Origin of the sequence: Amycolatopsis sp. cmx-4-61 (genome assembly GCF_046548775.1) — a bacterium.
In the GTDB taxonomy this organism is placed as follows: Bacteria; Actinomycetota; Actinomycetes; order Mycobacteriales; family Pseudonocardiaceae; genus Amycolatopsis.
Window position 1 is genome coordinate 36341 of the sequence record NZ_JAEBEI010000029.1, and the last position, 12261, is coordinate 48601.

The following is a 12261-nucleotide window of genomic DNA, read 5'->3' on the forward strand; positions in this document are numbered from 1 at the left end:
CCTTGGACGTCGAGGGTCGTCACGTTCTGGTCGCCGGAGCCGGGGTCACCGGCAAGTCGGTGGTGCCGGTGCTGGTCGAGCTGGGTGCGCGCGTCACCGTCACCGACGGCAACGCCGACCGCCTGGCCGAGCTCGAGGGCCTCGGTGCCGAGCTGGTGCCGGGCCTGACCGAGCCGCCCCCCGACGTCGTCCTCGTCGTCACCAGCCCGGGCTGGCGGCCGACGTCCCCGCTGCTCGTGGCCGCCGCCGAAGCCGGGGTCGAGGTGATCGGCGACGTCGAGCTGGCCTGGCGCGTCGGGCAGCTGCGCGAGCACCCGCCGTGCTGGCTGGTGGTCACCGGCACCAACGGCAAGACGACCACCGCCGGCATGCTCGAGTCGATCCTCAAGGCCGCCGGCAGCAACGCCGTGGCCTGCGGGAACATCGGGTACGCCGCGCTCGACGCGGTCCGCGCGGGGTACGACGTCCTGGCCGTGGAGCTGTCGAGCTTCCAGCTGCACTGGTCCTCGACGCTGGCCCCGGACGCCGCCGTGGTGCTGAACCTGGCCGAGGACCACATCGACTGGCACGGCTCGATGGCCGAGTACGCGGCCGCGAAGGGCCGCGTCTACACCCGCGCCAAGGTCGCCGTGCACAACGCCGACGACGACTGGTCCACCCGGATCGCCGCCGAGCACGCGCCCGAGGGCGCCCGCCGCGTCGGCTTCCAGCTCGACACCCCGCGCACCGGCGAACTGGGCGTGGTCGAGGACCTGCTGGTCGACCGCGCCTTCGTCGCCGACCCGGACAACAGCGCCGAAGCGCTGGCCACCCTCGCCGACGTCCGCCCAGCGGGCCCGCACAACGTCGCGAACGCCCTCGCCGCGGCCGCGCTGGCCCGCGCCCACGGCGTCTCGCCGGACGCTGTGCTGAAGGGCCTGCGGGAGTACCAGCCGGCGCCGCACCGGGCCGTCGAGGTCGCCGAAGTGGCCGGGGTCCGGTACGTCAACGACTCGAAGGCGACCAACCCGCACGCGGCCGCCGGGTCGCTGCGGGCGCACGAGTCGATCGTGTGGATCGCCGGCGGTCAGCTCAAGGGCGCCTCGGTCGACGAACTCGTGCACAGCATCGCCGGCCGGCTGCGCGGGGTCGTGCTGCTCGGTGTGGATTCACCCGTGATCGCCGCCGCGGTGGCGCGACACGCGCCGGATGTCCCGGTGAACAGCCTCCGTCCGGGTGACGATGAACCCATGACTGCGGCGGTGAGTGCGGCCAGCGCGATGGCCCGGCCCGGTGACGTGGTGCTGCTGGCACCCGCCGCGGCGTCGTTGGACATGTTTTCGAGCTACGGCGAGCGCGGCGACGCGTTCGCCGCGGCCGTGCGTGTCCTCCGCGACGACGCAGCGGGGGAGCCGAGTGACGACAGCTGAATCCAAGCCCGCAGAACCGCCGAAGCGGCCGCGCCGCGAGCGCAAGGAGAGCGGCTTCGTCGCCTTCCGGACCGCGTTGACCGCGTGGCTCTCGCGGCCGCTGGCGTCCTTCCACCTCGTGCTGGCCCTGACCGGGGTGCTCACCGTGATCGGCATCGTCATGGTGCTGTCGGCGTCCTCGGTCACCTCCTACAACCCGAAGACCGGCAGCGGCGTGTATTCGCTGTTCACCAAGCACGTGGTCTTCGTCGCGGTCGGCTCGGTCGTCTTCTGGCTGGGCCTGCGGGTCAACCTGGAGCGGATCCGGCGGATGTCGGCGACCGCGACGGTCGTCTGCCTCGGCCTGCTGGTGCTCGTGCTGACGCCGCTGGGCTCGACGGTCAACGGCTCGCAGGGCTGGTTCAAGATCGGCGAGTTCACCTTCCAGCCGGTCGAGGCCGCGAAGATCGCGCTGGCCTTCTGGGGCGCCCACATCCTGGTGATCAAGTACAACGTGATCCACCAGTGGCGGCACCTGCTGGTGCCCGTCGTGCCGATCGCGCTGCTGATGTTCGCCCTGGTCATGCTGCAGCCCGACCTCGGCGGCACGGTCACCCTCGCGGTGGTGCTGCTCGCGCTGCTGTGGTTCGCCGGCGCCCCGAAACGGCTGTTCGGCGTGATCCTCGCTGGCGGCCTGGCCGGCGTGCTCGTGCTGGCGGTGATCGCGCCCTACCGGCTCGACCGGGTCATGTCGTTCCTCTCGCCGGACGCCGACACCACCGCCGAGGGCTTCCAGGCCAACCAGGCGAAGCTGGCGCTGGCCGACGGCGGGTTCTTCGGCAAGGGCCTCGGCCAGGGCGCGTCCAACTGGGGTTACCTGCCGAACGCGCAGAACGACTTCATCTTCGCGGTGATCGGCGAGGAGCTCGGGCTGATCGGCTGCGTCGTCGTGCTCGCCCTGTTCGCCGGGGTCGCGATCGTGGGCCTGCGGATCGCCACCCGCAACATCGATCCGTGGATCCGGATCGTCTCCGGCACGCTGACGGTGTTCCTCGTGGCCCAGGCCGGCATCAACATCGGCTACGTCGTCGGCCTGCTGCCGGTCACCGGTGTCACACTGCCGCTGATCTCCTACGGCGGCACCTCGCTGGTGATCACCATGCTCATCATGGGCGTGCTCGCGAACGCCGCCCGGCACGAACCGGAGGCGGTGGCCGCGCTGCGCACACAGGGGCCGGGTAAATTCGGGCGTCTGCTGCGGCTGCCCGCGCCCGACCCGTACCGTCCGCCCGCCACGCGCAAGGCGGCGGGGCGGAGTGGGGCGAAGGCGGCCAGGCCGGCGCCCCGTGCGGCCCGGCCCGCGCCGGCGCAGGAACGACGGAGGTCGGTCCGCGAACCGGTGCGCCGCAGCGCGGCACGGACGAGCACGGCCACGTCTCGCGGCGGGGCCGCGCGGACAACAGCGAGCCGTGGTACCCGGAGTACCGCGAACCGGAGAGGTCATAGGTGAGTAAGCCCGTCAAGGGAACCGAGCCCGCCGCCGATGGTGCCAACCCGGCCGAAAGCAGGCGGACACGGGCAGGAGCCGACCCGCTCACCGGAACCCGTTCCGCCGTGGCTGCCGGTCGGGTTGACACCGATCGATACAGCAAGGCGCCCGTGGTCGTGGTCGCCGGAGGTGGCACCGCAGGACACATCGAACCCGCCCTCGCCCTGGCCGACGCCGTCATGCGGCTGCGCCCGGACGCGAAGGTCGTCGCGCTCGGCACCGAGCGTGGCCTGGAGAACAAGCTGGTCCCGGCCCGCGGCTACCCCCTCGAGCTGATCCCGCCGGTGCCGCTGCCGCGCAAGCCGACGCCGGAGCTGGTCCGGCTGCCGCTGAAGATCCGCGACTCGGTCCGCAGGACCCGCGAGGTCCTCGACCGGGTCGGCGCGGACGTCGTCGTCGGGTTCGGCGGGTACGTCGCCCTGCCCGCCTACCTGGCCGCGCGCGGGCGCGTCCCGATCGTCGTGCACGAGGCCAACAAGTCGGCCGGCCTGGCGAACAAGGTGGGTGCGCGGTTCGCCGCGCGCGTCGCGGTCGCCGTGCCCGGAACACCGCTGCCGAAGGCCGAGGTCGTCGGGATCCCGCTGCGGCGGTCGATCACGACCCTGGACCGGGCCGCGCTGCGGGCCGAGGCGCGCGAGCACTTCGGGCTGGACCCGGACGCGCCCACGCTGCTGGTGTTCGGCGGTTCGCAGGGTGCGCAGTCGATCAACGCCGCGGTCTCCGGCGCGGCGAAGGACCTCGCGGACGCCGGGGTCGGCGTCCTGCACGCGCACGGGCCGAAGAACACGCTGGTGGTGCAGGAGTTCCCGGGCAGGCCGGCGTACGTGCCGGTGCCGTACCTGGAGCGGATGGACCTGGCCTACGCCGCGGCCGACGTCGCGATCTGCCGGTCGGGCGCGATGACCGTCGCCGAGGTGACCTCGGTCGGGCTGCCCGCGGTGTTCGTCCCGCTGCCGATCGGCAACGGCGAACAGGCCACCAACGCCCGTCCCGCGGTCGACGCCGGGGCCGCGCTGATGGTTGCCGACGCCGACCTGTCCCCGGCCAAGGTCGCCGAGCTCGTCGTCCCGCTGGTCACCGACGCCGACCGCGTCGCCAAGATGGGCGCGGCGGCGGTCGGCATGGGCCACCGCGAAGCCGACGAGACCCTCGCCCGCATCGTCCTGGAGGCCGCCCGTGCTTGAGCTGCCGGAAGAACTGCGCCGGGCGCACCTGATCGGGATCGGCGGGGCCGGCATGTCCGGGATCGCGCGGATCCTGCTGGCCCGTGGGGCCTTCGTGTCGGGCTCGGACGCCAAGGAGTCGCGCGCGCTGCTGTCGCTGCGCGCCCAGGGCGCCGAGCTGTTCGTCGGCCAGGCCGCGTCGAACATCTCGGCGCTGTCCGAGCCGCCGTCCGCGGTGGTCGTCTCGACGGCGATCAAGGAGACCAACCCGGAGCTGGCCGCGGCCCGCGAGGCCGGGATCCCCGTGCTGCACCGGGCGCAGGCGCTGGCCGGGCTGATGGAAGGCCACCGCGTCGCCTGCATCGCGGGCACGCACGGCAAGACGTCGACGACGTCGATGCTCACCGTCGCGCTGCAGCACTGCCGGCTCGACCCGTCGTTCGCCATCGGCGGCGACCTCAACGAGTCCGGGGCCAACGCCCACCACGGCGAAGGCGGGATGTTCGTCGCCGAAGCCGACGAGAGCGACGGCTCGTTCCTGACGTATTCGCCGTCGGTCGCGGTGGTCACGAACGTCGAGCCCGACCACCTGGACCACCACGGCACGGCCGAGGCCTACACGAAGGTGTTCAGCGACTTCGTCGGCCGGATCGAGCCGGGCGGGCTGCTGATCGTGTGCGCCGACGACGAGGGCGCCACCGCGCTGGGCGACGAGGCCGAGAAGCGCGGGGTCCGGGTGCAGCGGTACGGCCGCGAGGTCAGCGGCGTCGACGACGTCCGGATCGCCTCCTACGAGCCCCTGCCCGACGGCGGGATCGTGCGGGTCTCGCTGCGCGGCGAGCCGGTCGACGTCCGGGTCGCCGTGCCGGGTGAGCACATGGCGCTGAACGCGGTCGCGGCCCTGCTGGCCGGGATCGAGCTCGGGGCGCCGGTGGACGGCATGGTCCGGGGGCTCGCGGCGTTCGGCGGGGTGCGGCGGCGGTTCGAGTTCAAGGGCCGGGCCGGCGACGTCCGCGTCTACGACGACTACGCCCACCACCCGACCGAGGTGGCCGCGCAGCTGCGTGCGGTGCGGACGGCGGCCGGGTCCGGGCGGGTGCTCGTGGTCTTCCAGCCGCACCTGTACTCGCGGACGAAGACGTTCTCGGCGGAGTTCGCTTCCGCGTTGTCGCTGGCCGACGAGGTCGTCGTGCTGGACGTCTACGGCGCGCGCGAAGAGCCCGAGCCCGGGGTCACCGGTGCGCTGATCGCGGACCGGGTGACCGCGCCGGTGCACTACGAGCCGGCGTTCGACGTCGCCGCGCCGCTGGTGGCCGGGCTGGCCAAGCCCGGCGACCTCGTGGTGACCATGGGCGCCGGGGACGTCACCCAGCTGGGGCCGGAGATCCTCGCCGAGCTGGAGAAGCGCTGAGGTCATGAGTCCGACCAGGGAACGCCGCCGTCCGTCCGGCTCCGAAGCGAACACCGAGGACGTGCCGGATCGTGCGGCCCTGGCCCGGCAACGGCGGGGGCGGCGCTCCGAGGAGGAGCGCCGCCGGACCCGCGCGGCGCGGCCCAAGCCCAGCGCCCGCAACCGGCCCACCCGGCAGGTGGAGATCCGCCGCCGGTGGGTCGCGCTGCTGTCCGTGCTCACCGTGGTGGCCCTGGTCTACCTGCTGTTCTTCAGCTCGATGCTCGGCGTGCAGGACGTCTCGGTCAGCGGCTCCCGCACGGTGTCCGCCGACCAGATCCGCACGGTGGCGGCGGTCCCGGCCGACAAGCCGATGCTGCGGCTGAGCACCGACGAGATCCGCGACCGGGTGGCGGCGATGCCGGGCATCGCGACGGTCGAGGTGTCGCGCTCCTGGCCGAACACGGTCGAGATCACGGTGACCGAGCGGACGGCGATCGCGTTCTTCGACAGCGGCCCGGGCGGCGACGGCGTCCACCTCGTCGACGGCGGCGGCGTGGTGTTCAAGACGGTCCCGGCCCGGCCGCCGGGCCTGCCGGAGCTCAAGCTCCCGAAGGTGTCGGCCGACGACCCGGTGACCCGCGCGGTGACCGCGGTGCTCGGCGTGATCCCGGAGCAGCTGCTGAAGCAGGTCACGACGGCGACGGCGAAGACGCCGGCGAGCGTGGAGTTCACCCTGGCCAACGGGAAGATCGTGCGCTGGGGGACCGCGGAGCAGACCGACCGCAAGGCCAAGGTCCTCGCCGCGCTGCTCACGCAGGACGGCAAGGTCTACGACGTCGCGGCGCCCGAGCTGCCGACCATCTCCTCCTGAAGTTCGATTCGGCGGCGCCGAGATTCTCGTATGCCGTACGATCTCGTACGTCATACGAGAACGAGGAGGGTGCTCATGACGATCCTGGTGACGGGAGCGACCGGCAGCGTCGGCCGGCTGGTGGTCGACGAACTGCTCGCGGCGGGCGTGCCCGTGCGGGCGCTGACCGTCGACCCGGACCGCGCGCGGCTGCCGGCGGAGGCGGAGGTCGTCGTCGGGTCGCTGGCGCGGCCGTCGACGCTGCCGGTGGCGCTCGCGGGCGTCTCGGCGGTGTACCTGGCGCCGATGGCGCGGACCGTCCGGCGGTTCTGCGAACTGGCCGCCGCCGCCGGGGTCGAGCGGGTCGTCGCGCTGTCGGGCAGCAGCGTCGGCGACGAGCACGAGGGTTCCAGCGGTCACGGATACGCCGCCGTCGAGGCCGCCGTGCGGGACGCCGGGTTCGCCTGGACCTTCCTGCGGCCCGGCGTGTTCATGGACAACACGCTCGACTGGGCACCCATGGTCCGTGCCGGCGAGGTGGCGGTGGCGTACGGCGACGCGACGCAGACCCCCATCGACCTCGGCGACATCGCGGCGGTGGCCGCCCGGGTCCTGGTGTCGGACGGGCACACCGGCGCCACGTACGTCCTCAGTGGACCGGAGGCGATCAGCCCGCGTGGCCAGGCCGAGACGCTGGCATCGGTGCTGGGCCGGGACATCCGCTTCCGCGAGCTGACTCCCGAGGAGCAGCGCGAGCAGTGGATCGGTTACGGCGTCCCGGAAGCGGCCGTCGGGTGGCTGCTCGAAGGGTTCGCGGAGACCCTCCGGAACCCGCAGGTGCCGACCGGCGTCGTCGAGGAACTGCTGGGCCGTCCGGGAACGACGTATGCGCAGTGGGTGGCCGCGCGGCGGGAGGTCTTCGCCTAGCGCGGACTTGACGAACGTTCCGGCCGGCTGGACCTGGCATCGCCCGACGGCCGATGACGCACGGCCTGGCGCGGCGCCCGTCAGACGCGGGTACGGGTCATCCCGGCCAGGCCCAGCAGCGGGAGCGCGCCGGCGAACACGACGACCGCCGTCCAGCCGCCGAGGTGGTAGGCGATCGAACCCGCCTGGGAGCCGATTGCGCCGCCGATGAAGAACGTGCCCAGGTAGACGCTGTTGATGCGGGCGCGGGCCGACGGGTCGAGCTGGTAGATCGTGTGCTGGCCGACCACCAGCGTCGTCTGCACCGCCATGTCCACGGCGATCGCCGCGATCGCCAGCAGGATGACGCTGTGCGCGCCGAATCCGGCGAGCGCGAAGGCGGCGGCGCAGAGCACGAACGCCCCCGCCGTGAGCTGCCGGCCGTGGCCGTGGTCCGACCAGCGTCCGGCCAGCGGGGCCACCGCCGCGCCGGCCGCGCCCGCGAGCGCGAACAGGCCCACGCCCAGCTGGGAGTAGTTGAACGGCGGCGCGGTGAGGACGAACGCGATGGTCGTCCAGAACGCGCTGAACGCCCCGAACATCGCCGACTGGTACAGCGCGCGGTGGCGCAGCGGCGGGTGCTTGCGCGCCATGGCGAAGGTGGAGCGGAGCAGTTCGCCGTAGCGGACGTCGGTCTTGGGTGCGCGGGGCGGCAGGATGAAGCGCAGCACGAGGGCCAGTGCGGCCATCGCCGCCGCCGAGATCAGGAACACGACCCGCCAGCTGGTCACCTCGGCCAGCAGGCTCGCGACGACCCGCGAAAGCAGGATCCCGAAGAGCAGCCCGCTGACGACCCGCCCGACGATCCGGCCGCGGATGGCGTCGGGGGAGATGTCGGCGGCGAACGGGATGAGGATCTGCACGACCACCGAAGCCGCCCCGACCGCCAGCGAGGCGATGAGCAGCACGGCGAACCCGGGCGCGACACCGGTGACGACCAGCCCGGCGCAGGCGACCGCGAGCAGCGTCGCGACGAGGCCGCGGTTCTCGAGCCGGTCTCCGAGCGGGACGAGCAGCAGCATGCCGGCGGCGTAACCGATCTGCGTGGCGGTGACGACCCCGCCGGCGGCGGCCTCGCCGATCCCGAACGCCTGCCGCAGCTCGGCGAGCAGCGGCTGGGCGTAGTAGAGGTTGGCGACGGTCAGTCCACAGGAGACGGCCAGCAGCAGCACGAGCCAGCCGGGTGGGGCCTTCTGCTCGGTCTCGGTCATGCGTGCCCCCACTGTTGGAACCGGTTTGATCGGTTCCAGACGGTACCAGTCAAACCGGTTCCGGCGTACTGTGACGTCCATGACGGAGAAATTCCGCTCGGGAGCGGGCCGCCTGTGCCTCGACTTCGTCCGCACGCTCCGGTACCGGGGAACCCCGTCGGAGACCGAGGAACTGCCGGACGCGCCGGCGTGGGGAGCGTGGATCGACCAGTTCGGGCCCTTCCCGGCCCCGGTCCGCCCGGAAACGGCCGAGGACGCCCGCGCGGTCCGCGAGGCGATCCACGAACTGCTCACGACCTCGGTGCGCCCGTCGACGCGGCAGCGGCTGAACCGGACCGCGGCGCTGCCGGTACCGGCGCCTTCTCTCACGCCGTCGGGCGAACTGCGGTGGCAGGCCGCGGATCCCGCGTCGGCGATGCTGGCGTGGCTGGCCCGGGACGCGCTGGAGCTGGTGACGTCGCCGGAGTTCGCGAAGGTCCGGCGCTGCGAGGGCGCCCGGTGCGGCGCGTTGTTCCTGGACACGTCCCGGCCGGGCACGCGGCGGTGGTGCTCGATGGGGGTGTGCGGCAACCAGGCGAAGAAGTCGACTTATCGAGCGAAGGCCGGTACGGCCGGCCCGGGGCGAACGCTTCGGTGAGCAGAGGCCGGACACCGGCCGGAACAGCGGGTCCGTCCGCAGCCCGGCGGCGTCCGCCAGGACAGCGGGATCGACGGCTGGCCGGAAGCTGTTCGGACAACCCGGGACGGGCACGTTTCAGGCCGGCGGCCGCGGCGTCCGCCGATTCCCGCGCGGCGGCGTGCACCGGCGGTCGTCACCGGCCGGTGGACTGCCCGTCGAGCAGGGCCGCGGCGAGGAGGGCGACCGCTCGCTCCTCGTCGTCCACCAGGTGGCGCAGCACGTCGTGGGCGAGCGTGCCCGGCAGCTCGGCGAAGGCCTGGGTGATGCGGATCCGGACCGCCGCGGGCGCGGCCAATTCGCCCGCCAGTGCGTCGAGGATCCGCTCGCCGCGGCCGGAATCCGAGGCCAGCACGCCCAGTACCTCCGCGGCTTCGACGTCGTTCGTGCCCTCGACCACCATCGCGACCAGGAGCGGCACCGCGGCGGGCGTGCCGCGGCGGCCGGCGGCCAGTGCCGCGTGGCGGCGCACGTCCGGGTCGGGGTCGTCGAGGGCGCCGGCCAGCACCGCGGTCGCCTCGTCGCCGGGGAGTTCGGCGATCGCCTGGACCGCGCGCCGCCGGACGGCGACGTCGGGCGAGCGCAGTCCGGCGGCCACCGCGGCCAGGCCCTCGTCGCCCGCCCGGGCGAGGGCCCAGCGGAGCGCGCCGGCGACGTTCGGGTGCGCCTCGGTCAGGACCGCCTTGGCCAGCAGGGACACGTCCTCGATCGGCGCGAGGGCGGCCTGCTGCCGGCGTGACGGGCTGGGGGAATCGAGCCCGTGCAGCAGCTCGACGACGTGCAGGACGCCGTCCCAGCCCGCGGGCTCCGACGCGTCGATCGCCCGCAGCCGGTCGAGCAGTTCCTGTTCCCGCTGCAGCCGGTCTTCGGTCCGCCGGATGAGGTCGCTGACCAGCGTGGCCGGGGTGAAGGCGGGATCGGCCAGCGCCTGGCCGATCTGCCGCAGCGACATCCCCAGCGACCGCAGGCCTTCGACGTGGAAGATCCGGCGGATGTCCGCCTCGGAGTACTCGCGGTAGCCGCCCACCGTGCGGCCGGTCGGCCGCACCAGCCCGAGGGAGTCGTAGTGCCGCAGCATCCGCGTGCTCACCCCGGACCGGCGGGCCACCTCGCCGATCAGCACGCGGTGCTCCCGGCCCGCTCGGGCCCGAGCGCGACGATCCGCTTCGCCTCGTCGACGGCCAGGTCGAACCCGGCGTCCGGGTCGGCCAGCAGCCGTTGCGTGGCGCGGGCGTGGGCGCGCACGCCCGGGTCGGCGCCGGCGAGTCCCGGCTGCAGGGCCGCCTCGGCCGCGTCGCCGAGCGCGACGAGGGCCCGGCTGAGGCTCAGCTGCACGGCCCGGTCGCCCCGGCCGAGCTGACGCGCCAGTTCCACGGCCAGTTCCGCGTGCTCGCCGGGCGGCGCGAGGACGACGGCGGCCCGCCACGCACTGCGCGCGACTTCCTCGTCGGCGTCGTGCAGCAGCGACCGGGTGAGCGCGGGCCACGCCGCCCGGTCGCCGATCTTGGACAGCGTGTGCAGCGCCTGGCTGCGTGCCTGCGCCCGCCCGGACGCCAGCTCGGCGACCAGCTTGGGCACGGTGAGCTCCGCCGGGAGCCGGGTCAGCGCCCAGGTGAGCATGTCGCGCACGAAGAAGTCGGGCTCGACCGCGCACCGCGCCACGAGCGCGTCGGCGAGCCCCGGGTCGGCCTGCGTGCCGGCGGCCAGTGCGGCCTGCAGCCGGGTGGACGAGTTCCCGGCGCCCAGTGCGGCGAGCAGGCGGGTGTCCGTTGCGTGGTTCATGGTGACCACCTCCTCTCCGCAGTGAAGACCTTGTCACAGTGTCAAGGTCAAGCGAGCGGCGCCAGGCGGGCCGTCACGGTGGTACCGCGCCGCGGTTCCCTCGGTACGCCGGGGTTAGGCTGCCGCGTCCGGAGTGCGGATCGAGGGGGGCAGTGAGCCGTGGAAATCGCTTCCGGGGTGGACCGGGTCCGGGTCCACGAACCCGTGCCGAACGTGCCGTCGGGGGCGGAGGTGCTGTTCGCCGGGTTCGTCCGGCAGCTGACCACGGCGACCGTGGTCCGCATCGGGCTCAGTGGTGCGCTCGTCGCGTTGGGCGTGCTGCTCGTGGCGGTCGACCGGCGGGGGAGTGCGGTGCCCTACTTCTACTTCGGGGGCTTCGGCTCTTCGCTGGTGCTGTGGAGCTACGTGCTGAGCGTCTACCTGCGGGTCCGGCGGCTGTTCGGGGAGCCGTACCACCGGCTCGACGTCGCCCCGGACGGGTTGCTGGTCAAGGGTTCGCGGGTCAGCGTGCGGCTGCCGGACGGGCGGTGGCTGCGGACGCGGCTGGCCGACGGACCGCGGGTGCAGCTGGCCGGTGAGCGGCGCCTGTGGGTGCTCGGCACCGGCCGGCGGGTGTTCGTCCGCCTGCCCAGCGCGATGTGGTTGCGGGCCGGGCGGATCGAGGACGCGCCGGTGCGGGGAGCGACACCCGCGGAACCCGTCTCGCGTCATCCGACGCCGCCGCGGCTCGATCCCGTGCTCGCCGCCCACCGGGCGTACCGGATCCGGCGGATGGTCGTCGCCGGGGTGACGTACCTGGTGCTGGGCGGGGCGGGACTGGCCGTCGTGCCGAACCTGCGGTTCGACGAGGACTCCGTCGCGGCCCCGGCCGCGGTGGGCGGCATCGCCGGCGGCAGCGCGGTGCTGGCGTTGCTGGGGCTGCTGGTGCTCGTCGGTGTCCTGCGGATACGCCGTCGGATCACCGAGGACGTGTGGGTGGAGCTGCGGGTGGCGCTCGACCGGGCGTTCGTGCCGCGGACGCGCGGGCTGACCCGGCTGACCGGCTGGGCCCTGCACCCCGACGGACGGCAGACCCGCTTCCGGCTCGTGGCCGACGTCTCCCTGGCGGCGAACGTGGCGACGACCGGGCAGCTGTGGCTGCTCGGCTACCCGCGGCCGGGCAAACCGGCGAAGGCGGGCGTCCCGGGCTACCCCTGCACGGGGAGTTTCCGCCTGGTTTGAGGCGGGGCGGTGCTGTCGATCCCGAGCGCGGACCGGTCGGCCGCCGTGCCGAGGAGTTCGAG

The 12261-nt window shown here is 73.8% G+C and carries 11 protein-coding genes; 8 read left to right on the forward strand and 3 right to left on the reverse strand.

Annotated features, from left to right (window positions below; translation table 11 throughout):
* Nucleotides 1-2 precede the first annotated feature (2 nt).
* The 6 genes from murD (at nt 3) to ACLJOU_RS43285 (ending at nt 7270) form a co-directional block, all read left to right on the forward strand.
* Complete coding sequence (gene murD, locus ACLJOU_RS43260; RefSeq protein ID WP_410575093.1) at nt 3-1409, forward strand: UDP-N-acetylmuramoyl-L-alanine--D-glutamate ligase; 1407 nt, start codon at nt 3-5, stop codon at nt 1407-1409.
* On the forward strand, nt 1396-2898 hold the full coding sequence (gene ftsW, locus ACLJOU_RS43265) for a putative lipid II flippase FtsW (protein WP_410575094.1): 1503 nt from the start codon (nt 1396-1398) through the stop codon (nt 2896-2898). Before murD ends, ftsW begins: the two co-directional genes overlap by 14 nt.
* Before the next feature lie 104 nt (nt 2899-3002).
* Nucleotides 3003-4121, forward strand: coding sequence for an undecaprenyldiphospho-muramoylpentapeptide beta-N-acetylglucosaminyltransferase (murG, locus tag ACLJOU_RS43270; protein WP_410575095.1), 1119 nt, complete (start codon nt 3003-3005; stop codon nt 4119-4121).
* Complete coding sequence (murC, locus tag ACLJOU_RS43275; RefSeq protein ID WP_410575096.1) at nt 4114-5511, forward strand: UDP-N-acetylmuramate--L-alanine ligase; 1398 nt, start codon at nt 4114-4116, stop codon at nt 5509-5511. Before murG ends, murC begins: the two co-directional genes overlap by 8 nt.
* A gap of 4 nt (nt 5512-5515) precedes the next feature.
* Nucleotides 5516-6364 (forward strand): cell division protein FtsQ/DivIB, encoded by an 849-nt coding sequence (locus ACLJOU_RS43280; RefSeq protein WP_410575097.1) that lies wholly within the window; start codon nt 5516-5518, stop codon nt 6362-6364.
* Nucleotides 6365-6439: 75 nt separating this feature from the next.
* Complete coding sequence (locus ACLJOU_RS43285; protein WP_410575098.1) at nt 6440-7270, forward strand: NAD(P)H-binding protein; 831 nt, start codon at nt 6440-6442, stop codon at nt 7268-7270.
* A gap of 80 nt (nt 7271-7350) precedes the next feature.
* Here the strand turns inward: ACLJOU_RS43285 and ACLJOU_RS43290 are convergent, their stop codons facing one another.
* On the reverse strand, nt 7351-8520 hold the full coding sequence (locus tag ACLJOU_RS43290) for an MFS transporter (RefSeq protein ID WP_410575099.1): 1170 nt from the start codon (nt 8518-8520) through the stop codon (nt 7351-7353).
* A gap of 79 nt (nt 8521-8599) precedes the next feature.
* Between ACLJOU_RS43290 and ACLJOU_RS43295 the strand changes: the two genes are divergently transcribed.
* The gene (locus ACLJOU_RS43295; protein WP_410575100.1) at nt 8600-9157 is read left to right on the forward strand and encodes a CGNR zinc finger domain-containing protein; all 558 of its coding nucleotides are present in this window, start codon (nt 8600-8602) and stop codon (nt 9155-9157) included.
* 175 nt (nt 9158-9332) lie between these two features.
* Here ACLJOU_RS43295 and ACLJOU_RS43300 read toward each other — a convergent pair whose 3' ends face one another.
* Both ACLJOU_RS43300 and ACLJOU_RS43305 read right to left on the reverse strand, forming a co-directional pair.
* On the reverse strand, nt 9333-10319 hold the full coding sequence (locus ACLJOU_RS43300; protein ID WP_410575101.1) for a HEAT repeat domain-containing protein: 987 nt from the start codon (nt 10317-10319) through the stop codon (nt 9333-9335).
* Entirely contained in the window at nt 10313-10978 is a 666-nt protein-coding gene (locus ACLJOU_RS43305) for a HEAT repeat domain-containing protein (protein ID WP_410575102.1), read from the reverse strand. Before ACLJOU_RS43305 ends, ACLJOU_RS43300 begins: the two co-directional genes overlap by 7 nt.
* A gap of 159 nt (nt 10979-11137) precedes the next feature.
* Between ACLJOU_RS43305 and ACLJOU_RS43310 the strand changes: the two genes are divergently transcribed.
* Entirely contained in the window at nt 11138-12199 is a 1062-nt protein-coding gene (locus ACLJOU_RS43310) for a hypothetical protein (protein WP_410575103.1), read from the forward strand.
* Nucleotides 12200-12261: the final 62 nt, after the last annotated feature.

Excerpts from the sequence above, each read along its gene's own strand:
- ACLJOU_RS43305 (WP_410575102.1), bottom strand. The coding sequence starts at position 10,978 with ATGAACCACGCAACGGACACCCGCCTGCTCGCCGCACTGGGCGCCGGG.
- ACLJOU_RS43295 (WP_410575100.1), top strand. The coding sequence starts at position 8,600 with ATGACGGAGAAATTCCGCTCGGGAGCGGGCCGCCTGTGCCTCGACTTC.
- ACLJOU_RS43290 (WP_410575099.1), bottom strand. The coding sequence starts at position 8,520 with ATGACCGAGACCGAGCAGAAGGCCCCACCCGGCTGGCTCGTGCTGCTG.
- ACLJOU_RS43280 (WP_410575097.1), top strand. The coding sequence starts at position 5,516 with ATGAGTCCGACCAGGGAACGCCGCCGTCCGTCCGGCTCCGAAGCGAAC.
- ACLJOU_RS43285 (WP_410575098.1), top strand. The coding sequence starts at position 6,440 with ATGACGATCCTGGTGACGGGAGCGACCGGCAGCGTCGGCCGGCTGGTG.